A 26,626-nucleotide genomic window follows, 5' to 3' on the forward strand; every position below is an offset into this window, starting at 1 on the left:
ATCCAATTGATAATAGAATTGCTTAAATTAAATTTTAAAGGATCATAAAATGCTAGGGTAGAGTTTAGGCTTTACCCTGTTTTTTTATGCATTTTTAAAATAAAACAAGCTATGTGATAGAGCAGGGCGAACCTGCTCTTCAATTTATTTATTTCGCATATAATATAACTATAAAAACAATGCTAATAAGTTGTCTTTTTGTACAGATAGATGAACCATGCTGTATTGCCAATACAGGTTGCTTCTTTGACGGTTGTCTAGATGATGTAGTTGGCGAATGTATATTTGTAGATAAGGTATATGATGCAGCAACATTTAATTTACAAGGATTACAGGCTGGAAACAGAGTACCATTTGGAACATTACCAACATCAAAATGTGGTCCGAAATCTAGAATTATAAGAGTAAGAGCTATAAGAGCTAAAAAATTTTTTAACCCTGATAATATTAATGATCCTAGAAATTTAACTATTACTCCTACAACAACCTTATCAGGAGCTCAGTTTGTTACTGATGAAAACGGAGATCCTGTTGTTGTTCCAGGCCCTGCTGGATTACTACAGTTTCTAATTTTTGCTGATACGTCTGAGTGCGATGAAATAACTAGAGGTACTCCTATATTTGGTTCACAGGAAATCTTAATTAGGGGTACAATTGCAGTAGAAATAGATGTTGACTTTATTGACAATCAAGGAAACACACAAACTACAACCCTTAGGGGGAGAGTACCAGTAAATCAAACAGTAACTAATTTCTTTGAATTATGTATGCCTTCAGTATTTGATTCAGCGTTCTTACCTCAATTTGCAGAGTTCTGTAACATTGCATTTAGTCCTAGATTGGCAACTCAAAGTATATCTAGGGATATTACATTTAATCCACAAACAGGTGAAGTTCTTGTTAACTTAATTATTGCTTTATGTATTACTTGCGAGAAGAAGATTAAAGTTCCAGTACAATTATGTGTACTAAGTACAGGTTTCTGCGAGCAAAACGTTAGTCCAAGACAAATTTGTCCAGATTTTCCACCATTATTCCCACCACAAGTAAACGTACCATTTATAGAGCTACGTGAAGGCGAACTTCAATAAAAAAGATATAGTCTGTTGAGTACTCAACAGACTATGATTTTTTAATATTTAACCTTTAATATTGTTCCAATAGGACTTCATGGATTGTTCAAATTTATTATTGCCGTGCTTATAATAAGTTTTGTTCTTAATATTTTCAGGCATATATTGTTGTTTTACATAACTATTGGGATAATCATGTGGATATAGGTATACAGCTTTATTTTTTATAGAAGAATTTGAATGACTATCACATAGATGATAAGGTATATGTCCTACATCAAATCTATCTAAATCATCTAATGCAGCATTAATTGCTTTATAGGCAGTATTGGACTTAGGAAGGGATGCAAGCAGTATTGTAGCTTGGGATAATGGTATTCTAGCTTCTGGTAAACCCAGCTGTAGAGCGGCATCAGTGCAAGATTTTACTATAGAAATTGCCTGTGGATAAGCAAGTCCTATATCTTCAGATGCAATAACTAGAAGTCTTCTACAAATAGAAGTCAAATCTCCACTTTTAATTAATCTAGCAAGGGCATGCACACTAGCTTGTTCATCTGATCCCCTTATGCTCTTTTGAAAAAAACTAAGTAGATTATAATGCCCATCTCCATCTCTATCATAATTAGTAATTTTACTTTGAGAGCATTCTACTGCCTTCTGTATATCTATATGTATCTCTTCAGGATTATAAATAGCATATGTATTTATTATTAGTTCCAATGTATTTAAAGATCTTCTTAAATCTCCGCCAGATACCTCTGCAATATAGTCTATTGCATTATCTTCGTATGCAATTTTGATATCTAGTCGTGTTTCTTCTAGAGAAATGGCTCTTTTTAATCCTTCGATTAAATCGTGAGCATTTAATGCTTTAAACTCGATAGTAGTGCATCTACTTAGTAGAGCATTAAATATGGAAAAATTAACATTTTCAGTAGTGCTTCCAATAAGAGTTATATCTCCATTCTCTATATATTCAAGTATAGACTGTTGTTGACGTTTAGTTAAATAATGTAACTCATCAATGTATAGTAAAATACCATTCATAGTATGTAGTGTTCCAATTTGAGATATTACATGTTTTATATCATCTATATTAGTATTAGTGCCGTTAATTTTATAAAATTTTTTATTAGAACTTTTTGCTATTATATTGGCTATTGTAGTTTTACCTGTTCCGGATGGTCCAAAAAAAATCATATTAGGAATTATTTTTGACTGGACTATTCTATTTAATAATTTACCCTCACCTATAATGTGATTTTGTCCTACTATTTCATTTAATTCTACAGGTCGTACTCTATCTGCTAAAGGTTTCATGATCAACCCTCCTAAAATTTTGTAATATAATCTATTATATCATTATAATAGATTCCTTCTTAATTCTTCTCCACTCATAGGAGATAAGTATCCTAATGGTACATCAAATACAGATATAGCACCAGTCTTGCCTTCTTGCCACAGCTTAAATACTGCTCTAGCATAGGCAACTAAAATTGATGAAGTAAATTCTGGGTTACTGTCGAGAGTAAGGTTAAACTCTATTTTTTGCTTATTGCCTTCTCCAGTAGTTCCAGTTCGAACAACTAATCCACCATGTGGCATTTTACTATGATTTTGTTTTAATTCTTCTTCGGATATGAAAAATACAGATGTATCATAGCCATAAAAATAATTAGGCATAGTTTTAATTTCATTCTCAATTCTAGCTAAATCTGCATTCTCTTCACAACATACATAGCAGATTCGTTTATGTCCTTCATTAGCCGGTATATCTATATTTTCATAATTCATGACTTTATCTAATGCCTCCCTAATAGGTATAGTATATTGGATCCCATTTTTTACACCTTTTATTCTTTTAATTGCATCAGAATGACCTTGACTTAATCCTTCTCCCCAGAAAGTATAGCTTTTACCATGGGGTAAAACGGAGATACCTAATAGTTTATTAAGAGAAAACAGTCCTGGGTCCCAACCTACAGATATAAGTCCTAATTTTCCTGATGATTTTGCTGATTGATTTATCTTTTCAAAGTATTCAGGAATTCTTTGATGATTATCAAAACTATCCACCGTGTTGAAGTGAGAAACTATCATAGGTCCTTGCTCATCTAGGTCCTTTGCAGAACCACCACATAGTATCATTACATCAATTTTATCCTTAAAATCTAATACTTGTGATATATGTACTACATTAGGTTTTGAATCTAGCAAATTGGGGTCTCTTCTTGTAAATATAGCAACAAGTTTAATATCAGGATTTTGAGATATTGCCAGTTCTGTCCCATGACCGAGATTTCCATAGCCTACTATACCAATTCTAATTTTATTATCCATAAGACCCTCCCATAATAAATTATAATAAGTACTTTAATACTAGAATTATATCACTTTAATAGCTATTTATAATATTTTATGAATAAAAAATGCAGAAAATTGATGATGTTTTAATATATTGAAAGAAATTAGTAAGAGCATTAGAGAAATACCCTAATGCCCTTTAACATATACAAATTATTTTTTGTTTATAAGTTGTTTTTCACCCATTTCTACCAAATCTCTTACTATTAGACCTGTATGTTTTGAAGCTAGGTGTCTAGGATCGTTTACTCCAAATTCATTTGCAATTTCCAACTTGAATTCTTCTAAAGCATGTCTAGCTTCTGGAACAAGCAGTCTCTTCTTGGACATTAATATCATCTCCTTTGAATTTAGATACCCCTTTAAATAGTATTTGAAAACAGTGTAATGTTATCCGTATCTAGGGAATCCAAATCATGTCAATTGAATTAAAAATAATCCTAAAAATAATACCTTGTAAAATAAAACGTCCTTAAAATGGGACGTTTTTGTATCTATATAAATAATAATGGTTCTTTTCGGAAATAAAAATTAACTAATATTGTACATTATATAGATACATAAAGGATTTTGCAATAATATTAAAAAATAATGTGCAATTAATGAATTATGGTATATCAATTGCATATATAATCAGTAAATTCAATCTATTATCTAACTAAGCTAGATATAAGGTTAAATATTAATTAGGGGGGAATAGAATGAGTAAGCAAGATGAACGGTGGGGAAGCAGATTAGGGGTTATTTTAGCTGCTATGGGGATGGCAGTAGGTACAGGAAATATTTGGAGATTTCCACGTATAGTTGGAAGCAATCATGGAGGTTCATTCATATTAGCCTATACTATTACTAATCTTATTTGGGTTGTTCCTTTACTTATTATGGAAATGGGAATAGGAAAAACTACGCGATTAGGAGCTATTGGATCTTTCAGAGATTTTTATGGTAAGAAGAAAACATGGCTTGGCGGGTGGATTACTTTTGTCTGCGCTGCAATAACATTTTACTATGCAGTAGTATTTGGGTATGCAATGAGGTATTTTGTTTATTCTGTACAAGGTGTTATCAAGCCTGGATTTAATTCTAGCGCTTTATGGGAAGGCTTTATTAGCTCTCCTAACGAAACTATATTATTTCATGGGGTTGCAGTATTTTTAACTGGATTTGTTATTTATAGGGGAGTAAAAGGTGGATTAGAAGCAATTGCAAAAATAACAATACCAACCTTATTTATTTCACTTATAATTGCAGCTATATGGGCGATTTCTCAAAAAGGATCTTCTTTAGGATTAAAATACTTATTTGTTCCAGACTGGTCTGCACTAGGCACTTCAAAATTATGGCTTAATGCACTTACACAGTCTGCTTGGTCGGCAGGAGCAGGCTGGGCTATGATGCTTACTTATTCTAATTATTTTAAAGAAAATGAAGATATAGGTGTTAATGCTTTTATGATTACTTTTGGGGATGCGCTAGGCGCGTTAATCGCTGCATTAGCTGTGTTGCCAGCAGTTTTTGCTCTTTCTGCTAGTGAAGGTGCAGCAGTTGAGGCACTATCATCTGGTAATTATGGTCTTACTTTTGTATATTTAGCCCAGCTATTTTCTAATATTCCTGGAGGTCAAATAATTTCAATTATTTTCTTCTTAGCACTATCCCTTGCAGCACTAACTTCAATTATACCTCAAACTGAAGTTTTAGTACGTAATTTTATTAACGCAGGATTTTCAAGAAAAAAGGCCACTTTGATAGTATCTGTTGCAGTATTTATATTAGGAATCCCTTCTGCTTACAGTATTGACATATTAAACAACCAAGACTGGGTATGGGGAATAGGTTTACTAGTGAGTGGACTCCTGTTTGCACTTGCTATATTTAAATATGGTGTTGATAGATTTAGAACAGAAATAGTAAATCCAAACAGTGATATTCATATTGGAAAATGGTTTAACTTTTTAGTAAAAACATTTCCTGTGTTATTAACTATAGTTGTAGGGTGGTGGATGTATCAATCTATTACATGGCATCCAGACAATTGGTGGAATCCTTTCGTAGTTGATAGTTTTGGAACTGTTGTAGTTCAATTTGTAATAGCTGGTATAGTATTTTATTTAGCTAACAATTGGTTAGCTAACTGGATTGATGAAAAAAACCCCGTATATGCTAAAGACGGTGAGTAAAGGAGGAATATAGATGAAAACATTATTTTGGATGGTGATATTCTTAGGTATAAACATTGGTGGATTTATTTACTTTGCAAATTTAGCAGCTAAAAAGGAGAAAATGAAGTCTTAATAATAAAGGATGATAAACTTGATAACAGGTACTATATTTAACATTCAAAAGTATTCTATTAATGATGGACCAGGTATAAGAACTACAGTGTTTTTTAAGGGGTGTCCACTTAAATGTACGTGGTGTCATAACCCCGAAAGTCAAAGCTACGAAAATGAACTTATTTTCTCAATAGAAAAATGTATATATTGTAATAGCTGTAATAATAGTTGTGTAGATAAGTGCATTACTTTTATTGATAGAGAATTGATAATAGACAAAGCAAAGTGCTCCTTATGCGGAGATTGTACAAAAAACTGTCCTACTAATGCTATAGAAATGGTCGGAATAAGTATGACAGTTAATGAGGTAATGAAGGAAATAGAAAAAGATATGGTATTTTATGAGGAGTCTGGTGGTGGAGTCACATTATCAGGTGGAGAGCCTTTAATGCAGTTTGAGTTTATTAATGCTATATTAAAAAAGTGTAAAGAAAAAGGCATACATACTGCAATAGATACATCGGGATATTCATCTTTGAGTAGTGTTTACGAATTATCTAAAAATGTAGATTTGTTTCTATATGATATTAAACATTTAGACGATGATAAACATATGGAGCTTACAGGAGTATCTAATAAACAAATATTAGATAACTTATCTAATATAGTAAAGATAGGAAATAATGTTTGGATTAGAGTTCCTATAATACCAGGAATTAATGATGATGATGAAAATATATTAGGCATAGGGCGCTTAATGAACATGTTAAAGCTAGCAGATATATCTATACTACCATATCATAATATCGCTACAGATAAATATAGAAAACTGGGAAAAACATATGATTTGTCTAATATCAAAACTCCATCAGATCAATATATGAATAAAATAGCAAGTAAGCTTAAAAATTTTGGATTAAATGTAAAAGTAGGAGGGTAATGTTATGAATGAAAGAGTAGCTAAACTAAGACAGCAAAGTGTAACTGCAATACCTAGTATATCAATTGAAAGAGCTGAATTAGTTACCCAGGTTTATGAAAAATATGCAGGGAAAGTTTCTACTCCTGTATTAAGAGCATTGACTTTTAAACATATATTGGAGAATAAAGAAATTTCTATTAATGAAGGTGAATTAATAGTAGGGGAGAGAGGTTCTGCTCCACAGGTAACACCAACCTATCCAGAACTATGCTGCCATACTATGGAAGATCTACAAATAATGAATGATAGGGAAAAAATTTCGTTTAAAGTGAGTGATGAAGTAAAGAAAGCTCATCAAGAAAGAATAATGCCATATTGGCAGGGAAGATCAATTAGAGATTTAATATTTGTCCAGATGACTGATGAATGGAAATATTGTTACGAAGCTGGGATCTTTACAGAATTTATGGAGCAAAGAGCACCAGGTCATACGGTACTAGATGATAAGGTATATAGAAAAGGATTTCTAGATTTTAAAAAAGATATACAAACATCGCTCAAAACTATAGACTATCATAATGATACTGAGGCTTACAAAAAGCAGGAGCAATTGAGTGCAATGCTTATTTGTTGTGATAGCATAATAACATTTGCGAATAGATATGCAGATAAAGCCTTAAAATTAGCGAGAAATGAGAAAAACGAGAATAGAAAAAGAGAATTATTAGAAATAGCAGATATATGCAAACGTGTGCCAGCAAATCCTCCTAGAAATTTTAGAGAGGCTCTACAGATGTATTGGTTTGTACATTTGGGAGTAATAATAGAATTAAATACTTGGGATTCCTTTTGTCCAGGTCGATTAGACCAACACTTATATCCATTCTATAAAAAAGAAATAGAAGAAGGAACATTAACTCGAGAAGAAGCAAAAGAATTATTAGAATGTTTTTGGATTAAGTTTAATAATCAACCTGCACCACCAAAAGTAGGCATAACTTTAGCAGAAAGTGGAACTTACACAGATTTTGCTAATATTAATATAGGTGGAGTAATGCCTAATGGTTCTGATGGTGTAAATGATGTTTCTTATTTATTGTTAGAAATTATTAAAGAGATGAGAATTTTACAACCAAGTACGAATGTACAAATAAGCAAGAGAAATCCAGATAGATTTATTATAAAAGCTGCAGAAGTTATTAGAGAAGGAATGGGATTCCCTTCAGTTTTTAACGCCGATGCAGTAATACAAGAACTATTAAGACAAGGTAAAAATATAATTGATGCTAGAAATGGTGGAACAAGTGGATGTGTAGAGGTTGGTGCCTTTGGTAAAGAAGCCTATATTTTAACAGGATATTTAAACTTAGTTAAAATATTAGAAATTACTTTGAATAATGGAATAGATATTAGAACTCAGAAATTTATAGGCATAGAAACTGGTGATCCTGTAGAATTTAAATCTTTAGATCAATTATTAGAAGCGTTTAAAAAACAACTGAATCATTTTATAGATATAAAGGTAAGAGGAAATAATGTTATTGAAAAGCTATATGCTGAATATATGCCTTCACCATTTATGTCTGTAGTTATTGACGATTGTATTAAAAATGCTAAAGATTATAATGCTGGAGGGGCAAGGTATAACTCCAGATATATACAAGGGGTCGGCATTGGAACTATTACGGATTGTTTATCATCTATTAAATACAATGTTTTTGACGAGAAAAGATTAACTATGAAAGAATTATTGAAAATATTGAAGGCTGACTTCGAAGGTTACGAAAAGGAACGTCAATTTTTATTAAATAAAACTCCAAAGTATGGTAATGATGACGATTATGCCGATGAATTAATGCTAGAAGTATTTGATATTTTTTATGATGCAGTTAATGGTAGACCTTCGATAACTGGTGGAACATATCGAATAGAAATGCTTCCAACCACTTGCCATGTTTATTTTGGATCTATAGTATTAGCTACACCAGATGGTAGAAAAGCTGGAGTACCATTGTCAGAAGGAATATCACCAGTGCAAGGAGCGGACAAATATGGGCCTACAGCAGTTATAAAGTCAGCATCTAAAATGGATCATTTAAGAACAGGTGGAACACTATTAAATCAAAAATTGAATCCTAGCATTGTTCAAAACGAAGATGGATTAGTAAAGATTAAGGATTTAATTAGATCATATTTTAAATTGGATGGTCATCATATACAGCTAAATATAGTGGATGGAAATACATTAAGAGATGCACAAAAAAATCCTAGTGAATATAATAATCTAATTGTTAGGGTTGCAGGATACAGTGACTACTTTAATAATTTGGGTAAAGCATTACAAGATGAAATTATTGCTAGAACAGAACATTCTAATTTTTAATTAATATTTTAAATGGACTAGACAATCATTATGATTGTAAGATATATTATATTTTTCCTCATACGAGTCATGCGGAGACGGTGGTTTTTTAACAAGGAAAAGAGTAGTAAATAACGAGGAAGTTAGGTGTAAAAATAAGCATATTAATGAAGGAGTACTTTTTAAAGCGTTTGTATAGTGTATTGGTTGAAAATAATGAACATTTTATAAAGAAGTAGAAAAATGTATAATTGAATAAGAAATAATAAATCAGCTGGTTGGGGGTGTTATAGTATGACCTTGGCCAGCTTTTTTTGTGTAAAAAAATTCAATTGTTATTGCAAATAAAAAAGAACAGTAGTAAAATTTATTTAACCGGGTTATATATTTATCGGGTTATGTAATTTTGTTTTAAGATATTAACTTTTTGAAAGGTGATTTTTATGAATAAGAAAAATAATGAAGGATATATACACGTAGTTGGAGCTAGAGAGAAAAATCTTAGAAATATTGATGTGAAAATTCCAAAGAAAAAAATAACTGTCTTCACCGGGGTTTCAGGCTCAGGGAAATCATCTCTAGTATTTGATACAATAGCAGCAGAATCACAAAGGCAGCTAAATGAAACTTATTCAAGTTTTATTCGTCATCGTTTACCACACTATGGTCAGCCGAAGGTGGATGCTATTGAAAATTTATCTGTTGCAATTGTTATCGATCAAAAACGCATTGGAGGAAATGCAAGGTCAACTGTTGGAACGATCACAGATATATACTCATTACTAAGATTATTGTTTTCTCGTATAGGGAAACCATTTGTTGGTTATTCCGATGTTTTTTCATTTAATAATCCCTCGGGAATGTGTCCAAAATGTGATGGGTTAGGAAGGATTGATATGATAGATATTGAACGGTTATTGGATAGAAATAAATCTCTCAATGAGGGTGCAATTTTATTTCCAACTTTTGAGCTGGGGGCATGGAGGTTAAAAAGATATATCCATTCGAGATTTTTTGACAACGATAAAAAAATAAAAGATTTTACAGATGACGAATTGAAATTGCTTTTATATAAATCAGATATTAAAGTAACTACCTCTGATCCAGAATGGCCCAAAACTTCACTCTATGAAGGTCTTATTCCAAGAATTGAAAGAAGCTTTCTAAAAAAGGAAGAGGGAGAATCAGTCAAATATAAAAAAGAAATAGATAGGATTGTTGGTAAAGAAACATGTCCTGTCTGTGGTGGTACTCGATTAAATCAAACCGTTTTGCAGTGTAAAATAAACAATAAAAATATAGCAGATTGCGGTGAAATGCAAATCACTGATTTAGTAGATTTTATTCGTGCTATTAAAGACCCAAAAGCTACGACTATCGTCATGGCTGTAGCCAATCGATTAGAACATTTAGTTTCAATTGGTTTAGGTTATTTAAGCTTAAATCGTGAAACATCAACTCTTTCAGGTGGTGAATCACAACGAATAAAAATGGTTCGACAGTTAGGAAGTAGTTTAACAGATCTTACTTATATTTTTGACGAACCGAGCATTGGATTACATCCTCATGATGTGAATAAGATTAATTCCCTATTAAAACTTTTACGTGATAAGGGGAATACCGTTCTGATAGTCGAGCACGATCCCGATGTAATCAAAATTGCAGACCATATCATTGATATGGGACCGCAAGCTGGAATAAATGGTGGCAAAATCATGTATCAAGGTACTTTAAATGGTTTGGCGCAATCAGAGACAATTACGGGAAAATATCTATGCACTCAAACACAGTTAAAAAAGAATATCAGAAACCCAGTTGAATGGTTATCTCTGAAAGATGCGAATTTGCATAACCTAAAAAATATTAATGTGATCATCCCTAAAGGGGTTATGACGGTAGTAACTGGAGTTGCAGGTTCAGGGAAAAGTACATTGATCAATCATGTGTTACCTAAATTTTATCCTGAAACGATTTTTATTGATCAGAAGCCAATTAAAACCTCAAAGCGCTCTAATATTGCTACTTTTACAGGAATATTTGATATAATAAGGGGACTGTTTTCAAAAGCAAATAATGTAAAACCTGCTTTATTCAGCTTTAATTCACAAGGAGCATGCCCAAACTGTAAAGGGTTGGGAGTAACATATACAGATTTGGCATTTATGGATACAGTGGTAAATGTATGTGAGGTTTGCCAAGGTGACAGATTTATAGATGAAGCATTAAGCTACAAATTACGTGGCAAAAATATAAGTGAAGTTTTAAACATGACAGTTGACGAAGCTTTAGATTTTTTCTATGAAAAAGAAATATCAACAACATTAAAAAAACTGGCAGATGTAGGAATAACTTATATTCCACTTGGACAGCCATTAAATACTTTGTCTGGTGGTGAACTGCAAAGAGTAAAGCTTGCCGATGAACTTGAAAGTAATGGGAATATCTATGTGTTAGACGAACCGACTACTGGACTTCATATGTCAGATATATCACAGCTTCTTAAAATTTTGGACCGCCTTGTTGAACAAGGTAGTACCGTAATTGTGATAGAACATAATTTAGATGTTATTAGTCAGGCAGATTGGATCATTGATTTAGGACCTTTGGCGGGACAGAATGGTGGTAAAGTTATGTTTGAGGGATTACCAAAGGATTTAATAAATTGCAATTCCTCTATTACAGGACAATATTTAAAGAAATATATTAAGTAAGGAGAATCTTTATGGGGAAAAAAGAATTAGAGGATTATTATATCCCTTTTCAATGTATGATTATAAGTAATATTAATCGCTTTAATATTGAGGGAGTGACAACAGCCCAGTATAATGTACTGGATATTTTATATAAGCAAGGCTCTAAAACTACTAAAGAGTTAGCCAAGATTCGCGGGATTTCACAGGCTGGAATGTCTAAGTTAACAAAAAGGCTTTTGGAGAAAAAATACATTATACAAAAACGGAAGGAAGCTGATCGGAGAGCTTATGATATTCTCATTACTCCTGCTGGTAAGGATTTTCTTTTAAGATCAGAAAAGTTCAGAAATGAAATCATGGATTTAATTGAAGATACGTTGACAGAAGAAGAACTGTATTGTTTTATAAAACTATGTAAGAAAATTACTGATTCATATGTGGAGAAGTAATTATATGAATTTGAGGACTTTAATTATCCTCTATACTTTTTGGATTAGGCTATTTCTTTTGTGGTAGCACCCATGATAATTAAATCTTTTTAATTGAAGGATAGGGGGATACTGATACGCAAAAATCCCTGTTTTTGTACACTAGTATCATTTCCTTGCCCCAACCCATGTTGAGTATGTTTCAAAGGTCATTAAGAGTTGGAAAATTAGAAGTTGAAAGGGTAGCAAACTACAATAACTAGTTGCTACCTTATCTTCTTTGATTTTGATTTTTTTCACAAGTTGAGAGAGTGCTTGTAAAAAGTTATTTTAGTAATATACCTCTTCTAAAAACAAGCCATGAGGTGGAAGTGTTTTACCAGCAATTGATCTGGTTTTGGTTTTTAGTATTTCATCAATATAGAAAATTTCTTTTTCTCTTATACCAATTTCTATCAAACTACCCATTATAATACGAATCATATTATATAGGAATCCATCTCCAATAAAACTAAATTTCAACATATTTCCTTCCTTAATAATGGTTATTTCTTCAATGGTCCGAATAGTGGACTTATTGGTCTTTTTAACTGAAGAGAAGCCAATAAAATCATGAGTTCCAACTAGCTTTTTTGATGCCTCCTCCATTAATCCAATGTCTAGAGTTTCAATAAAGTGATAACTATATTTTCGTTGAAAAGGTGATGGAATCCAATGATTCCAAATATAATAAGTATATTTTTTGCTTTTTGCATTATATCTACTATGAAATCTTTCTGATACTTCTATTACTTTCTTTACTACAATATCCTGTGGCAAATAATGATTAATGTATTTATGGATATCTTTTATTGGCATAGTAGAGTTAGTTTTAAAGTTAGCCACTTGCCCTCTAGCATGGACACCTGCATCGGTTCGTCCTGATCCAATAATTTCCACAGGTGAGGATACCATCTCACTGATAACACTTTCCAATTTTCCTTGAATTGTTTGATCAGAATTCTTTAGCCTTTGCCAACCACTATACTTGCTACCATCATATTCTATTATTAGCTTAATATTTCTCATAAGATCACTCCCTATTTATATATCATAACATGCTAAGATGGATATACACCATTATATAAACTTTATTTTGTAATAAAAAGAGTAATCTTATTTATATATTATTGACATAATATATAAATAAGATTATACTATAATTAGTAGTCTACTAATTTACTAATTTACTAATTAGTAAATAAAATAGGAGGAAAAATAATGAAAATACCAACTAATTTAAAGCATAAACCAGTCGTTGTATCTGAGAACTATGAAAATGTTGATGGTAGGTATGCATATAATACAGATGCAAAGGGACTTTCTTTAGGATTAGCTCAATGGAATGATAGAGGCAAGGTAGATATTTCAGCTAAAGTATGGAGACATACAGGAGAAAAATGGTCAAGACAGTCTGAAGAATTACCACTACATCGAGTGCTTGACCTTGCAATTCTTGTTTGTAGAACTAAACTTCATTTTCAGGATGCCTATAGATATGAAAAATTATATGATACAGAAAACCCTGTTATAGATAGAGTGGGATTACAGGGGGATGCCATGACAGTAGCTGTATGCACTGATAATGAAAAAATTGATGAAGATATTAAACTATTCAGCCAGGCGCTCAGTGATGATGGTGAGCTTATTGGAGAACGCTTGCGTACCTTGTCAAGAATATTAAAGGATATGGGGTATTAATCCATGGACAGAAGAAAAGAATTGAAGGAACAATACAAGCAGATGAAATCAGATATGGGTATATTTATTATACGTTCTAACTTCGATCAAAAGTGTTATATCCAAACAACTCAAGATTTGAAAGGAACTATCAATGGCACCAAATTTAAATTGGCAGCTGGGGCTCATCCTAACCGAGAGTTACAAAAGGAATGGAATGAGTATGGCGAAGGGAGCTTCACGATTGAGATACTTGAGAATCTCGAATACGAAAAAGATGAATCTAAAACCGATTACAGGGAAGATTTAGCTTTGCTGCAAATGATTTGGGAAGAAAAACTATCCCAAAAAAACATTGAGTTTTATAAAAAATAGAGATGTTATATTGTGAAAAAGAATGTAAATGACTGTAGATGGGTTTGTGTAAATTCGCAAACTTACTACAGTTTTTACTTTTTATTGAAGAATAAAATTCTATTGAATTGCCAAGATGACTAGGAATATTTCTATCATGCCTATTGTACATTACGTTATATGATTCAATAAAATAGAGAGGGATTAGAGAGTGGAATTTAAAATGGCTTCTTTTGGAATTTAATAAAATTTCAATATTAAAAAATAATTATTGACATGTATAGGTTACAAGTGTAGACTAAAATTAAGACTACATTTGTAACCTATAAGGAGAGATTAATATGAAATCATTAGTTTCAAAGATAACAGATTCAGAAGTTGAAGTAATGCGTGTATTATGGGAAGCTGGCTGTGAACTACCTATTGCAGATATTAGAAAACCACTTGAAAAATCAAGTGGTTGGGAAAGTTCTACTATTAAAACTCTACTTCGTAGACTTTGTAATAAGGGTGTAGTTCTATCGACTAAAAGAGATGTGTTTTATTATAAGCCTTTAGTTAGTGAGGCAGAATATAATGAATATACTACGCAAAATTTAATTGATCGTTTGTATGATGGAAGTGCAAAAAACCTTGTAGCATCTCTATTAGGAAGAAAAAAGCTGGATGATGCCGATATTGAAGAGTTACGTACTCTATTTAAAGTTGGTGAGAGTAATGAATGAAACAATTAAGCTAATATTATCATTATCTTTATCAGGTAGTATTCTGGCAGGGTTAATATTTGCTATTAAGCCCTTTATAAAGCATAAGTTATCAAAGTCTATACAGTACTACATATGGATAGTAGTGTTATTAAGACTTGTACTTCCGTTTTCATTTGAAAATAGTATTATGAACAAAGTGTTTTATAACAATCAGACATCTGTTGTAATAAGTTCCCAAGGTGAATATGATGAAGAACCTAGTACAAGTCAAAATATAAGCAATGTATCTAGTTTGTTTAATATTAAAGAAGATGTTGTTAATAGAATTTATGGTGATGATGTTGACCATAGTAGATTTTCTAGGGATTTATTTAATAAGTATATATTTTACATTTGGTTACTTGGCGCTATTTTGGTGGTTTTAGTCAACTTAACTAGTTATATAAGATTCACGAAAAAAATAAAATTGACTAATAAATTAGCTACTGATGAAGAAAATAGAGTATTAAATGATTTGTTAGATGGGCGACATAATGTGATTCTGTCGCGTAATGTTTGGGCACCCACACCAATGCTAATTGGAATCTTAAGACCAGCTATTATAATTCCAGACATTAGCTTTGATGAAAATCAGCTTAGATATATTTTGCTCCATGAGCTTACACATTTTAAACGTTTTGATATTGAAATAAAATGGTTAACAATGCTAGTTACATCATTACACTGGTTTAATCCATTTATGTATTTTATAAAAAAAGAAATTAATCATGCTTGTGAATTGGCTTGCGATGAAGCAGTTATCAAAAACCTTAATTCGCTAGAAAAACAAGCTTATGGTGATACATTAATATCTATAGTATCTAAGAAAAAATATTCTGCAGGAATATTGCAGGCTACTATGAGCGAAGATAAGAGTATTCTTAAGGAAAGGTTGATATCGATTATGAAGTATAGTAAAAAGTCAAAAACTATTATAATCACATCTGTAATATTATTTGTAGGTATTATAAGTAGCTCTATAATATTAGGAGCAGGTGTTGGAACTAGTAAAGAAAAGGCCGAATCAGAACTATATACACAAAATGCACAAAAAAAATCAGCATATAATTTAGCTGAAATTTCAAGATATAAGACACCATACATAGGGGATAATAGCAAGGTTTACGCTATTGTAAATCATCTGCCTGTGCCCGATAATTATTTCGATCAAAAGTATATTTCTATGAGAACTAGTGAAAAACCCTATAATCTTACTATATACTACGAAGCAGGATCAGATATTGAATATAAAGGGGAGTGGCCAGTTACAAAACCAGATTCTGCTATCGAACTAAATTCTGAGAAAAATGCATTAGTACTGTTTTCTATGATTGATAATCTTGACGAGGTAACTTTTGCATATCGTATTTCTCAATCTAGCGGAGAACTAGATTTTTCCAAATATGATACTACCTTTACATTCAAAAGGGCTACTTTTGAGGAGAAGTATGGTGATCTTTCTGCATTTGCAAAAAATTTAGACTTATTCAAAAATGTATTGACAGAAAAAATATCTATAATGTCTGAATAACTAGAAAAGGCATTTCTTGATGATAAAGTAAAAAGGACGTGATATATTACGTCCTTTTTATTTCTATATTACATAGTACAGCTCAAATAATGATATTTAACTCGAGCTGCATCTATATTTGCTGTAGCTTCTGTAATTAGTAGCTCTTGCTTAATGCTAGACACTGGCTTGTTTTTTATTTTAGTCATGTCTTTTTTAATACTAATATTTATATTAAAATGACTAAAGTTTATTAAAAAGTTCAGCATTGACATGTTTTCCAACCTCCTTTAATATAAACTATATTTATTAGGCTTACTAATAGTTTATATTAAAGAGTTATGTCTATATCAATAGAAACTTATTTGTTTTTATATGAAAAGTTACAAGAATCAGGAGTTAACACCATATTTAAAAAAATCTATAAAATACTATTTATGTTTATAATGGTACCTATTATTTTAATTGAACTTTTTACTTTTTTATTAAAGATGCTCTACTTATTTTCTCGAAACCATATTTGTTCCTTATTTTGTCCATTACCTCGTCAACTTTCTCATGTCTATCATCTTTATCTATATTGAAAAGGGATATTTGCTCTGATGAATAGTTCTCTTCAAATCCACCAAGGCTAATGCCTATTAATCGTACGGCTTTATAAGTATGTATATTCTTTTTAAGTAAATTATAACCAGCGTTGAATATATCATTTGTAAAGTAAGTAGGATATACTGTAGTTTGTCTAGTAATAACCTCAAAATCTGAAAATTTTAATATAATCTGAACAATGCGGCCTTTTTTATTATGCTTCCTTGCTGTCATTCCAACATCTTCAGATAATTTCATAAGAATATACTTTAACTTGTCTATATCAACTAGATCTTCAGGAAGGGTTGTAGATCGTCCGATAGATTTTATATCATCTTGAGCTTCTAATCTAACGGGTGAAAAATCTATACCATTGGCATATTGATGAAGTTCCATGCCAGATTTGCCAAGTATTTCTTGAATATAATTTTTATCAAATTTAGCTAGGTCACCTATGGTTTTGATTCCTAAGCTATTAAGCCTATCAGAAGTTTTCTCTCCTACTCTATACATAGCTCTGACTGGAAGTGGCCATAATTTATGTTCAATGTCCCTTTGCCAGAGTTCTGTGATACCTAGTGGTTTTTTCATATTAGATGCCATTTTAGAAAGAAATTTATTTTCAGATATTCCTATAGAACACCAAAGATCAAGATTTACTTTAATATCTTCCATAATTCTGCTTGCAGCTTCAAAAGGGGTTCCGAATAATCCTTCAGTTCCAGTCATATCAAGCCAAGCTTCATCAATGCTGTTTTTCTCCACAATAGGACTATAGTTAAATAATAGATTTATAACTTCATTTGATTTCTTCTGATAGAAGTTATGATCTGGAGGGACTAAAATCATATCAGGGCAGAGTTTTAAAGCCTTATGTAGAACCATAGCAGTTTTTACACCAAATTTCCTAGCTTCATAGTTAGCTGCTAGAACAATTCCTGTGCGTTTTTGTGGGTCTCCTGCTACCGCCGCTGGTTTTCCAAGAAGATTTGGGTTTCTTGTCATCTCACAGGATATAAAAAAAGCATTCATATCAACAAGAAATATAACTTTCTGCACTGTAATCGTTCCTTTCATATTTTTTACTTATTAATTATAGCTGGTGATATTTAATAAAGTCGTATACTGTTTAATAAACTTGCTCATTGATTAATAAACTTGCTAACTATTGCTGCAATTGTTGATGTGGAATAAAGTTAGAAAATAAAATTTATCGTCACAAAATCAAATTTTAAAATTCTTCACTGTAAAATAATAACATAACCAATAGTTTATATCAATTCGGATAACTATATAAAAAATTCATATTAAGATAAACAGCCAAAATTATTTTATAACTTGATAGGTAAAATTAGTCTTAGTTAGTAAAAATAACAATGTTAAAAAATCCACGTCATGTGGATTTTTTTATGAGTTTATAATTGTAATTATAATTCCATTTAGAATATAGAGGAATTTTAGTACCATTGAAGGAAGATGAAAGATTAATTGAATAAATAGATCGTGTCTTTATAGACACAGAGCAATACAGTGTCCATAAAGGATAGGTATATATTTTTAGAAAAATATAATAATAAAATGGTTGGATTATATTGACAATACATAGATGATCATCTATACTATACATAGATGGTCATCTATGTGAGTTAGGAAATTATATAAAAATTGGCTATTTAGAAAACTAAAGGCCAATTAAAATAAAAGAATAGGAGTGATTGTGCATGAAAAAAATGATAATATTTGAACCGGCTATGTGTTGTCCTACAGGAGTTTGTGGTCCATCTGTTGATAAGGAGCTATTAAGAATTTCTACTGTAATTAATAATTTAAAGAATAATGGAGTAATAGTTGAAAGACACAACCTAACTAGTAATCCTTTAATATTTGTTCAAAATGAAGAAATAAATAATATGTTAGATAAAGAAGGCATAGAGATCCTGCCAGTTATAATGGTTGATGGAGTTGTTGTAAAAACTAAAGGCTATCCAACAAACGAAGAATTTTGCAGTTTATTAGAGGTTGCAGAAGATTATCTAAAAGCACCTGATAAAAATACATCTAAAGGATACTGTGATCCTAATAGTGGCTGTTGCTAATAACCTAGGAAAAGAGGGATTTATATGTCATTTAAAAATTTTGATGTGACAGAAATTAGCTTAACTAAGTACTTATTTTTCACAGGAAAAGGTGGAGTCGGTAAAACTTCAACAGCATGTGCTATTGCAGTAGCTTTAGCTGATAAAGGTAAAAAAATTATGCTTATAAGTACTGATCCAGCTTCAAATCTTCAAGATGTATTTAGTACAGAATTAAATAACAAAGGTGTTCCTATAAAGGAAGTACCAAATTTAGTAGTAGCAAATTTTGAACCAGAAAAAGCAGCAGCAGAATATAAGGAAAGTGTAATAGCTCCATACAGAGGAAAGCTTCCTGAAGCAGTACTTACAAATATGGAAGAGCAGCTTTCAGGATCATGTACAGTTGAAATAGCAGCCTTTAATGAATTTTCTAGTTTTATAACTGATGAAAAAGCAGCAAAAGAGTATGATCATATTATATTCGATACTGCACCTACAGGTCATACATTAAGGATGCTTCAACTTCCTTCAGCATGGAGTAACTTTATTAGCGAAAATACTCATGGTGCGTCATGTTTAGGACAGCTATCAGGACTTGAGGATAAAAAAGAAGTTTATAAAAATGCAGTAGAAAATCTAGCTGATGGTGAAAAAACTACACTTATACTAGTATCTCGCCCTGAAGTAGCAGCTCTGAAAGAAGCTGAAAGAGCTTCTATAGAACTTCAGGATATAAGTGTAAATAATCAACTTTTAGTAGTTAATGGAGTATTAAAGACACACGACGATGAGCTTTCTACTGCTATTTATACAAAACAAAAGGCAGCATTAGATGATATACCAGAAGGACTTAAAACAATAGAAACTTTTGAAATTCCATTAAGACCTTATAATGTAACTGGGATAGAAAACGTTAGAGCTTTTTTCAAGAGTGACATTATCAAACATAGTGCTGAGACATTAAATGTTAGTAGCATTCCTAATTTAAATGATGTAATAGAAGATTTGTATAAATCTAATAAGAAAGTTATATTTACTATGGGTAAGGGTGGTGTAGGTAAGACTACCATAGCAGCTACAATTGCACAAGAGTTAGCGAAAGAAGGTAAGAAAGTACATTTAACAACTACTGATCCAGCAGCACACTTAAAGTTTGTTTTAGAGGAAAGCTATGGTATTACTCTAAGTAATATTGACGAGAAAAAAGAGCTAGAAAAGTATAAAGAAGAAGTACTAAGTAAAGCAAGAGAGACAATGAGTAATGATGATATAGCCTATGTTGAAGAGGATTTAAGATCTCCATGTACTCAAGAAATTGCAGTATTTAGAGCATTTGCTGAAATAGTTGAAAGGTCAGAAAATGAAGTTGTTGTAATAGATACAGCACCTACAGGACATACACTGCTATTATTAGATTCAACTCAAAGTTATCATAGAGAAATAGAAAGATCACAAGGAGATATACCAGAGTCTGTTAAGAAACTATTGCCTAAGCTAAGAGATGAAAAAGAAACTGAAGTTATAATTGTTACACTTGCTGAAACTACACCAGTTTATGAAGCTATGAGGCTGAAAGAAGACTTGAATAGAGCAGGTATTAATGTTAAGTGGTGGGTTATTAACTCAAGCTTTTATGCAACTAATACGACAAATGATATCTTAAAGGTAAAAGCAAGTAATGAAGTAGAGTGGATTAACAAGGTAAATGAAATATCAAAAGGTAATTTTGCGGTTATAGAATGGATTCCAGAAGAAGTAAAAGGTGAAAATTTAAGTAAGCTTTTAAAATAGAATCGATCTAAGTAGGTTAATAAAGTAAGACTTAGTTCAGAGGGAGTTTTTACTCCCGCTGAACTTAATTCAATAAAGATAATTAGTGGAGGAGATCTAATGGAAGAAAAAATTAAAGTCCAAATGTTTGGAGTCAAAGATGAAGTTATTTCAGCTCCATGTTGCTGCGGTCCAAGCACAAGCTGCGAACCTAGTGAGGATCTAACAACAATAGAAATGTATGATGAGCTTTATAAATTCCTTAAAGAGACAGATGTTAAGGATAAGTTCGAGATGACATTTATTGACTTAGAGAAAGATGATTTGACTGATTATGAGAATGAAGGAAAAGTTATAGATAAAGGTTATCAACTACCGATTACTTTTATAAATGGAAAGCCTGCCTTTTCAGGCAAGGTTGATCAGTTTAAAGCATATCAAGTTTTAAAAAGAATATAAAATTTTCTCATTTAATATAAGTTATCGATGTTATGGCAAGTGATGGCTTATCTCATTGGTTATATATTTAGTTATATATTTAGTTATATATTAGGAAGGTGATTACAATAGAAGATAAAGTAGAATTACTAAAAGCCTTAGCCGATAAAAATAGATTGCTTATTTTAGATATGCTTTCATGTGGAGAACTTTGTGCTTGTAATATTATGGATGGTTTAAACTTAACTCAACCAACTATTTCTCATCATATGAAAATCTTACAACAATGCGAACTTGTAAAGGCAAGAAAAGAAGGAAAGTGGGTATTTTATTCAATTAATCAAGAAAAGGTAGATGAATTTCAACAGTTTATTAGAGAGCTAACTTCCTTTAAAGAGGGTTGTATATGTGAAGGATATAATAAAGACTGCACTTAAATTGATTTAAATCAAGGTGAGAGGTGGGATTAATATGAAGAAAAAAGTAGCATTTGTATGTGTCCATAATTCATGCAGATCTCAAATGGCAGAGGCTTGGGCCAAAAAATTAGGGAATCATGTACTAGAAGTATATTCAGCTGGAACAGAAAATTATCACGAAGTAAAGCTTGGAGCTGTTAAGGTAATGGAAGAAGCAGGTATTGATATGAGTGAGCATTATCCTAAGCTTTTAACGGATATTCCAGAAGAAGTAGATATTCTTATTACCATGGGTTGTAATGTAGTTTGTCCATTTGTACCATGTAGCCATACTGAAGATTGGGGGCTTGAAGATCCATCAGGCGGTCCTATTGAAGGATTTAGAAATACGAGAGATCTAATTAAAACTAAAGTAGAAGACCTTATTAAAAGAGTAGAAAATAAGGAACTGTAAATTATTAATACAGTCCATAATAATAAGGAACAATGCAATTATAAATTATATTGAACAGGGGGGTTGTGTAATGAGTAATAAAAGCATTGAACAAAAAGGAAAGGGCTTAGGTTTTTTTGAAACTTATTTAACAGTATGGGTAGCAGCTTGCATTGTAATTGGGGTAGCAATAGGACAGTTCTTACCAATAGTTCCTCAAGTACTAAATAAGTTTACCTATTATGAAATCTCTATTCCAATTGCAATTTTAATTTGGTTAATGATTTATCCAATGATGCTAAAAATTGATTTTACTAGTATTGTAGAAGCTACAAGAAAACCAAAAGGATTAATTGTAACTTGCGTTACAAATTGGCTAATTAAACCTTTTACCATGTATGCAATTGCAGCATTTTTCTTAAAGGTAGTATTTAGCTCTTTAATTCCTGAAGCATTAGCAAATGAATATTTAGCAGGTGCAGTAATACTAGGAGCAGCTCCTTGCACAGCAATGGTATTTGTATGGGGACATTTAACTAAAGGAGATCCTGCATATACTCTAGTACAAGTAGCAGTAAATGATCTTATTCTTTTATTTGCATTTACTCCTATTGTAGCTATTTTACTAGGAGTAACAGATGTAGTTGTACCTTATGGAACCTTATTTTTATCTGTAATTCTATTTATTGTTATTCCATTAGCTGGTGGATACTTATCTAGAAAATACATTGTAAAAAATAAGGGAATAGAATATTTTGAAAATGTATTTTTAAAGAAGTTTGATAATGTAACTATTATAGGACTATTATTAACATTAATTATTATATTTACCTTCCAAGGTGATGTTATTTTAAGTAATCCTCTACACATTGCATTAATTGCTATACCATTAACAATTCAAACTTTCTTTATATTTATTGTTGCCTATGGATGGGCAAAAGCTTGGAAACTGCCTCATAGTATAGCAGCACCTGCTGGAATGATAGGAGCAAGTAACTTTTTTGAACTTGCAGTAGCAGTAGCAATATCACTATTTGGATTAAATTCTGGTGCAACCTTAGCTACAGTAGTTGGAGTATTAGTAGAAGTACCAGTAATGCTTGCATTGGTTAAAATAGCTAACAGTACAAGGCATTGGTTTCCCGAAGTGAGTAAGGGAAACTAATATAAAATTGGAACAAATAAGAGAAGAACAAAAAAATCTAATTTTAAAGAAAAAATAGAGATGATTAATGAGGTGACTATTTATTTTTCTCAGCTTGGTTATGAGTATAAATTTTTAGACGAAATTGCAAGGCTTATAAAGATGAGAAGAAATCAAGAAATAAATAGTTCAATAATTATTTGACTACATCTATGAAAGGTGTAGTTTTTGTTTTTTCGGAATGATATTAAAAAATAGATGGTTTTAAATAAATATCTTCCCAACTTTATAAAAAAGTAATTTGAAATATAAGTAGCAATTAACTATGTTTTAAGTAAAAAGTTCTGTACAACTTTATTTTACAACAACAGCACATTAATGGATGGATCATATATGTTCTGCTTGTTTTAAGCCTGTATTAGCAATATAATTATTATTAATAGAATACTTCCAATAATTATAAAGTATGAAAGAGGTGTGGATATGAGTCGTATTGCTACAAAAATAAAAGAGGCAAGAATTAAAGCAAAAATTACAGAAAAAGAATTAGCAAAGAAGTGTGGTTTAACAGCAAGTTATATTATTCAAATAGAATCAGGCAAAAAAGTGGTTAATGAAAAAGTAGCTGAGAATATTTTAGAAGCATTAGGAGAGAAATTAGAGTTTATGTATCAAGAAGATAAAAATGAAGAAAAGCCGGTTACTTCTATTGAAAAAAAACGTAAAAATAATAATAAAGATGAGTTTTATACTGTGGAGCCTACAGAGCAGTGGTCCGATGCTTTGGCTAATATTATTAAGAAATTTCCTATATATGAAACAAATAATAATAAAATAGTAGGCTATAAAGAGTTGCCTGTTCTAGGAAAAAAAATAGATGGCTATAGCTGGGATAAAGTATTGTTTATTAAATCGCCAGATAATAAGATGGAAGTCTTTCGTATAAAAAAAGATGATATTATTACAATTCATTTGACAAGTGAAATACAAAATAATTGTATTTATTTATTTGAAATTAACAATAAAAAGATGATTAGGCAACTGCGAAAAGAATCAAATAATAAAGTAATCATTTCTACTGGAGTTAAAGGAGAGGATCTAGTTACTACAGAATTAAGCAGAATTAAAGTAATTGGAAAATGTATAAAGGCAGAGTTTGAGTTAGGATAAAAAGTGATGACTAAACCTATTAAATTGCTATAACTAATACCACTAATTAAGATAAAAAATCTTTATTTTAGTAGAGTTATTGTTGACAAAAAAAATGTAATATGATATATAAAAGTTAGGAGTTAGCACTCGATGTGTGAGAGTGCTAACAAAATATAATGCTATACTACTTTTTTATTATAGTCAAAATTTTTATTGAGAGAGGAGAGATTTATTTGGAAACAAAACAGTTTAGGGCTGAATCCAAAAGATTACTAGACTTAATGATTAACTCAATCTACACTCATAGGGAAATATTTTTGAGAGAACTAATTTCCAATGCTAGTGATGCTATTGATAAAATATACTATAGAGCATTAACTGATGATACCTTAGAATTTGATAAAGATGATTATTACATAAAGGTTATTTTAGATGAAAAAAACAGAGTATTAAAAATTATCGATACTGGTATAGGAATGACAAAAGAAGAATTAGAAGATAATTTGGGGACTATTGCAAAAAGTGGATCTTTAGCATTTAAAAAGGAAAATGAATTAAAAGATGGATATGATATAATCGGACAGTTTGGAGTTGGTTTCTATTCAGCATTTATGGTAGCTGAAACAGTGACTGTAATTAGCAAGGCTCTTGATAGTGAAGGGGCATACAAATGGGAGTCACAAGGGATAGATGGATATACTATTGAACCATGGGAAAAAGATACAATTGGAACAGAAATTATTCTAAAAATAAAAGAGAATACAGAAGATGAAAAATACGATGAGTATTTAGAAGAATATAGATTAAAGGATATAATAAAGAAATACTCTGATTTTATAAGATATCCAATTAAAATGAATGTCACTATAAAGAAACTCAAAGAAGGTAGTGAAAATGAATACGAAGACTATGTAGAAGAGCAAACGATTAATAGTATGGTGCCAATTTGGAGAAAAAATAAAAACGAACTTACTGAAGAAGATTATTCTAATTTTTATTCTGAAAAACGCTATGGATTTGATAAGCCTGTTAAGCATATTCATATAAGTGCTGATGGTGCTGTAAGATATAATGCGATTTTATTTATTCCTGAAAGAATACCTTTTGATTACTATACAAAGGAATATGAGAAGGGATTAGAGTTATATTCTAATGGTGTACTTATTATGAATAAGTGCTCAGACTTACTTCCAGATTATTTTAGCTTTGTAAAAGGAATGGTAGATTCGGAGGATTTATCTTTAAATATTTCTAGAGAAATGTTACAACACGATAGACAGCTTAAATTAATTTCAAAAAACATTAAAAATAAAATAAAAAATGAATTGTTAGCTTTATTAAAGGATGATAGAGATAAATATGAAGAGTTCTATAAATCTTTCGGCAGACAATTAAAATATGGAGTATACAGTGACTTTGGAAGCAATAAGGACATGCTACAGGACCTATTAATGTTCTATTCATCAAAAGCAAAGAAACTTGTAACTTTAAATGAGTATATTTCGGGGATGGCTGACGATCAGAAATATATTTATTATGCTACAGGTGAATCTAATGAAAGAATAGAAAAATTGCCTCAAACTGAGTTGGTAACAGAAAAAGGATTTGAAATTCTTTATCTGACAGAGGAAATTGATGAATTTGTATTAAAAGTTCTAATGGCTTATAAGGAAAAAGAGTTTAAATCTGTGTCCGCTGGCGACTTAGGTATTGAAGATCAAGAAAATGAAAATAATTTAGACACTGAACATACAGCCAATAAGGAATTATTTGAAAGAATGAAAACTATATTATCTGATAAGGTAAAGGATGTAAGAATATCGAAGAGATTGAAATCTCATCCAGTATGTTTGACTAATGATGGAGAAATTTCAATCGAAATGGAAAAAATATTAAATGCAATGCCAAACAATCAAAATATTAAAGCAGATAAGATATTAGAAATTAATATAAATCACAATGTATTTGAAGCCCTAAAGGACTCCTACGAAAAAGATCAAGAGAAATTTGTTTTATTTACTAATTTACTTTATAATCAAGCTTTACTTATTGAAGGACTACAAATTAATGATCCAGTAGAGTTTACTAATGATATTTGCAAACTAATGATTTAGCAAAAAGCCACATTCAAGAGCAATTCTCTTGAATGTGGCT

24 protein-coding genes are annotated in these 26,626 nt (G+C 31.1%); 18 read left to right on the forward strand and 6 right to left on the reverse strand.

Translation table 11 applies throughout. The features are described from left to right. Nucleotides 1-113: 113 nt before the first annotated feature. Complete coding sequence (locus KQI88_RS16030) at nucleotides 114-1,091, forward strand: hypothetical protein (RefSeq protein WP_330656254.1); 978 nt, start codon at nucleotides 114-116, stop codon at nucleotides 1,089-1,091. A gap of 48 nt (nucleotides 1,092-1,139) precedes the next feature. On the opposite strand, the gene KQI88_RS16035 is transcribed toward KQI88_RS16030, so the two are convergent. The 3 genes from KQI88_RS16035 to KQI88_RS16045 form a co-directional block, all read right to left on the reverse strand. After that, nucleotides 1,140-2,396, reverse strand: coding sequence for a replication-associated recombination protein A (locus KQI88_RS16035; RefSeq protein ID WP_216419042.1), 1,257 nt, complete (start codon nucleotides 2,394-2,396; stop codon nucleotides 1,140-1,142). 42 nt (nucleotides 2,397-2,438) lie between these two features. Further along, nucleotides 2,439-3,416: a diaminopimelate dehydrogenase gene (locus tag KQI88_RS16040; RefSeq protein WP_216419044.1), complete on the reverse strand. Its 978-nt coding sequence runs from the start codon at nucleotides 3,414-3,416 to the stop codon at nucleotides 2,439-2,441. Between the two features lie 177 nt (nucleotides 3,417-3,593). Continuing rightward, a complete protein-coding gene (locus KQI88_RS16045; RefSeq protein ID WP_216419046.1) occupies nucleotides 3,594-3,770 on the reverse strand; it encodes an alpha/beta-type small acid-soluble spore protein in 177 nt (58 codons plus the stop codon). A 371-nt stretch (nucleotides 3,771-4,141) separates the two neighbouring features. Here KQI88_RS16045 and KQI88_RS16050 point away from each other — a divergent pair, with 371 nt between their 5' ends. The 5 genes from KQI88_RS16050 to KQI88_RS16070 all read left to right on the forward strand — a co-directional run bounded on the left by KQI88_RS16050 (nucleotide 4,142) and on the right by KQI88_RS16070 (nucleotide 12,142). Continuing rightward, nucleotides 4,142-5,620 carry a sodium-dependent transporter gene (locus KQI88_RS16050; RefSeq protein WP_216419048.1) on the forward strand — a complete coding sequence of 493 codons (1,479 nt, stop codon included), beginning with the start codon at nucleotides 4,142-4,144 and terminating at the stop codon, nucleotides 5,618-5,620. 133 nt (nucleotides 5,621-5,753) lie between these two features. After that, nucleotides 5,754-6,656, forward strand: coding sequence for a glycyl-radical enzyme activating protein (locus KQI88_RS16055; protein ID WP_216419050.1), 903 nt, complete (start codon nucleotides 5,754-5,756; stop codon nucleotides 6,654-6,656). Between the two features lie 4 nt (nucleotides 6,657-6,660). Beyond that, a complete protein-coding gene (hypD, locus tag KQI88_RS16060; RefSeq protein WP_216419052.1) occupies nucleotides 6,661-9,021 on the forward strand; it encodes a trans-4-hydroxy-L-proline dehydratase in 2,361 nt (786 codons plus the stop codon). 422 nt (nucleotides 9,022-9,443) lie between these two features. Next, complete coding sequence (locus KQI88_RS16065) at nucleotides 9,444-11,711, forward strand: ATP-binding cassette domain-containing protein (protein ID WP_216419055.1); 2,268 nt, start codon at nucleotides 9,444-9,446, stop codon at nucleotides 11,709-11,711. An 11-nt stretch (nucleotides 11,712-11,722) separates the two neighbouring features. Next, nucleotides 11,723-12,142: a MarR family winged helix-turn-helix transcriptional regulator gene (locus KQI88_RS16070; RefSeq protein WP_216419057.1), complete on the forward strand. Its 420-nt coding sequence runs from the start codon at nucleotides 11,723-11,725 to the stop codon at nucleotides 12,140-12,142. Between the two features lie 309 nt (nucleotides 12,143-12,451). Here the strand turns inward: KQI88_RS16070 and truA are convergent, their stop codons facing one another. Then, a complete protein-coding gene (gene truA / locus KQI88_RS16075) occupies nucleotides 12,452-13,189 on the reverse strand; it encodes a tRNA pseudouridine(38-40) synthase TruA (RefSeq protein WP_216419058.1) in 738 nt (245 codons plus the stop codon). Between the two features lie 192 nt (nucleotides 13,190-13,381). On the opposite strand from truA, the gene KQI88_RS16080 reads away from it, so the two are divergent. The 4 genes from KQI88_RS16080 (at nucleotide 13,382) to KQI88_RS16095 (ending at nucleotide 16,471) form a co-directional block, all read left to right on the forward strand. After that, entirely contained in the window at nucleotides 13,382-13,861 is a 480-nt protein-coding gene (locus KQI88_RS16080; protein WP_216419061.1) for a DUF6530 family protein, read from the forward strand. 3 nt (nucleotides 13,862-13,864) lie between these two features. Further along, nucleotides 13,865-14,215 (forward strand): GIY-YIG nuclease family protein, encoded by a 351-nt coding sequence (locus tag KQI88_RS16085; RefSeq protein ID WP_216419063.1) that lies wholly within the window; start codon nucleotides 13,865-13,867, stop codon nucleotides 14,213-14,215. Nucleotides 14,216-14,535: 320 nt separating this feature from the next. Then, nucleotides 14,536-14,919 (forward strand): BlaI/MecI/CopY family transcriptional regulator, encoded by a 384-nt coding sequence (locus KQI88_RS16090; RefSeq protein WP_216419065.1) that lies wholly within the window; start codon nucleotides 14,536-14,538, stop codon nucleotides 14,917-14,919. Continuing rightward, nucleotides 14,912-16,471 carry a M56 family metallopeptidase gene (locus KQI88_RS16095; protein ID WP_216419067.1) on the forward strand — a complete coding sequence of 520 codons (1,560 nt, stop codon included), beginning with the start codon at nucleotides 14,912-14,914 and terminating at the stop codon, nucleotides 16,469-16,471. Before KQI88_RS16090 ends, KQI88_RS16095 begins: the two co-directional genes overlap by 8 nt. 68 nt (nucleotides 16,472-16,539) lie before the next feature. Here the strand turns inward: KQI88_RS16095 and KQI88_RS16100 are convergent, their stop codons facing one another. Together KQI88_RS16100 and KQI88_RS16105 are read right to left on the reverse strand one after the other, a co-directional pair. Beyond that, on the reverse strand, nucleotides 16,540-16,725 hold the full coding sequence (locus KQI88_RS16100; RefSeq protein ID WP_216419069.1) for a hypothetical protein: 186 nt from the start codon (nucleotides 16,723-16,725) through the stop codon (nucleotides 16,540-16,542). 199 nt (nucleotides 16,726-16,924) lie between these two features. Further along, nucleotides 16,925-18,115, reverse strand: a complete 1,191-nt coding sequence (locus KQI88_RS16105; RefSeq protein WP_246579340.1) for a DNA polymerase IV — start codon at nucleotides 18,113-18,115, stop codon at nucleotides 16,925-16,927. 644 nt (nucleotides 18,116-18,759) lie between these two features. Between KQI88_RS16105 and arsD the strand changes: the two genes are divergently transcribed. From arsD to htpG, 8 genes are all read left to right on the forward strand, one after another. Continuing rightward, on the forward strand, nucleotides 18,760-19,134 hold the full coding sequence (gene arsD / locus KQI88_RS16110) for an arsenite efflux transporter metallochaperone ArsD (protein WP_216419071.1): 375 nt from the start codon (nucleotides 18,760-18,762) through the stop codon (nucleotides 19,132-19,134). Nucleotides 19,135-19,158: 24 nt separating this feature from the next. Next, entirely contained in the window at nucleotides 19,159-20,907 is a 1,749-nt protein-coding gene (gene arsA / locus KQI88_RS16115; RefSeq protein ID WP_216419073.1) for an arsenical pump-driving ATPase, read from the forward strand. 99 nt (nucleotides 20,908-21,006) lie between these two features. Then, entirely contained in the window at nucleotides 21,007-21,345 is a 339-nt protein-coding gene (locus KQI88_RS16120) for a hypothetical protein (protein ID WP_246579341.1), read from the forward strand. A gap of 98 nt (nucleotides 21,346-21,443) precedes the next feature. Further along, a complete protein-coding gene (locus KQI88_RS16125) occupies nucleotides 21,444-21,761 on the forward strand; it encodes an ArsR/SmtB family transcription factor (protein ID WP_330655453.1) in 318 nt (105 codons plus the stop codon). Nucleotides 21,762-21,795: 34 nt separating this feature from the next. Then, nucleotides 21,796-22,197: an arsenate reductase ArsC gene (locus tag KQI88_RS16130; protein ID WP_216419075.1), complete on the forward strand. Its 402-nt coding sequence runs from the start codon at nucleotides 21,796-21,798 to the stop codon at nucleotides 22,195-22,197. A gap of 70 nt (nucleotides 22,198-22,267) precedes the next feature. Further along, nucleotides 22,268-23,341: an ACR3 family arsenite efflux transporter gene (gene arsB / locus KQI88_RS16135; protein WP_216419077.1), complete on the forward strand. Its 1,074-nt coding sequence runs from the start codon at nucleotides 22,268-22,270 to the stop codon at nucleotides 23,339-23,341. Nucleotides 23,342-23,803: 462 nt separating this feature from the next. Further along, a complete protein-coding gene (locus KQI88_RS16140; protein WP_216419079.1) occupies nucleotides 23,804-24,490 on the forward strand; it encodes a helix-turn-helix domain-containing protein in 687 nt (228 codons plus the stop codon). Between the two features lie 215 nt (nucleotides 24,491-24,705). Further along, nucleotides 24,706-26,586, forward strand: coding sequence for a molecular chaperone HtpG (gene htpG / locus KQI88_RS16145; RefSeq protein WP_216419081.1), 1,881 nt, complete (start codon nucleotides 24,706-24,708; stop codon nucleotides 26,584-26,586). Nucleotides 26,587-26,626 lie beyond the last annotated feature (40 nt).

Source organism: Alkaliphilus flagellatus (assembly GCF_018919215.1).
Taxonomy (GTDB): domain Bacteria; phylum Bacillota; class Clostridia; order Peptostreptococcales; family Natronincolaceae; genus Alkaliphilus_B; species Alkaliphilus_B flagellatus.

What these genes read in the sequence shown, in the direction of transcription:
- KQI88_RS16035 (WP_216419042.1), bottom strand. Translation starts at nt 2,396, where the DNA reads ATGAAACCTTTAGCAGATAGAGTACGACCTGTAGAATTAAATGAAATA.
- KQI88_RS16040 (WP_216419044.1), bottom strand. Translation starts at nt 3,416, where the DNA reads ATGGATAATAAAATTAGAATTGGTATAGTAGGCTATGGAAATCTCGGT.
- KQI88_RS16045 (WP_216419046.1), bottom strand. Translation starts at nt 3,770, where the DNA reads ATGTCCAAGAAGAGACTGCTTGTTCCAGAAGCTAGACATGCTTTAGAA.
- KQI88_RS16050 (WP_216419048.1), top strand. Translation starts at nt 4,142, where the DNA reads ATGAGTAAGCAAGATGAACGGTGGGGAAGCAGATTAGGGGTTATTTTA.
- hypD (WP_216419052.1), top strand. Translation starts at nt 6,661, where the DNA reads ATGAATGAAAGAGTAGCTAAACTAAGACAGCAAAGTGTAACTGCAATA.
- KQI88_RS16065 (WP_216419055.1), top strand. Translation starts at nt 9,444, where the DNA reads ATGAATAAGAAAAATAATGAAGGATATATACACGTAGTTGGAGCTAGA.
- KQI88_RS16070 (WP_216419057.1), top strand. Translation starts at nt 11,723, where the DNA reads ATGGGGAAAAAAGAATTAGAGGATTATTATATCCCTTTTCAATGTATG.
- truA (WP_216419058.1), bottom strand. Translation starts at nt 13,189, where the DNA reads ATGAGAAATATTAAGCTAATAATAGAATATGATGGTAGCAAGTATAGT.
- KQI88_RS16080 (WP_216419061.1), top strand. Translation starts at nt 13,382, where the DNA reads ATGAAAATACCAACTAATTTAAAGCATAAACCAGTCGTTGTATCTGAG.
- KQI88_RS16085 (WP_216419063.1), top strand. Translation starts at nt 13,865, where the DNA reads ATGGACAGAAGAAAAGAATTGAAGGAACAATACAAGCAGATGAAATCA.
- KQI88_RS16090 (WP_216419065.1), top strand. Translation starts at nt 14,536, where the DNA reads ATGAAATCATTAGTTTCAAAGATAACAGATTCAGAAGTTGAAGTAATG.
- KQI88_RS16095 (WP_216419067.1), top strand. Translation starts at nt 14,912, where the DNA reads ATGAATGAAACAATTAAGCTAATATTATCATTATCTTTATCAGGTAGT.
- KQI88_RS16100 (WP_216419069.1), bottom strand. Translation starts at nt 16,725, where the DNA reads ATGTCAATGCTGAACTTTTTAATAAACTTTAGTCATTTTAATATAAAT.
- KQI88_RS16105 (WP_246579340.1), bottom strand. Translation starts at nt 18,115, where the DNA reads ATGAAAGGAACGATTACAGTGCAGAAAGTTATATTTCTTGTTGATATG.
- arsD (WP_216419071.1), top strand. Translation starts at nt 18,760, where the DNA reads ATGAAAAAAATGATAATATTTGAACCGGCTATGTGTTGTCCTACAGGA.
- arsA (WP_216419073.1), top strand. Translation starts at nt 19,159, where the DNA reads ATGTCATTTAAAAATTTTGATGTGACAGAAATTAGCTTAACTAAGTAC.
- KQI88_RS16120 (WP_246579341.1), top strand. Translation starts at nt 21,007, where the DNA reads ATGGAAGAAAAAATTAAAGTCCAAATGTTTGGAGTCAAAGATGAAGTT.
- KQI88_RS16130 (WP_216419075.1), top strand. Translation starts at nt 21,796, where the DNA reads ATGAAGAAAAAAGTAGCATTTGTATGTGTCCATAATTCATGCAGATCT.
- arsB (WP_216419077.1), top strand. Translation starts at nt 22,268, where the DNA reads ATGAGTAATAAAAGCATTGAACAAAAAGGAAAGGGCTTAGGTTTTTTT.
- KQI88_RS16140 (WP_216419079.1), top strand. Translation starts at nt 23,804, where the DNA reads ATGAGTCGTATTGCTACAAAAATAAAAGAGGCAAGAATTAAAGCAAAA.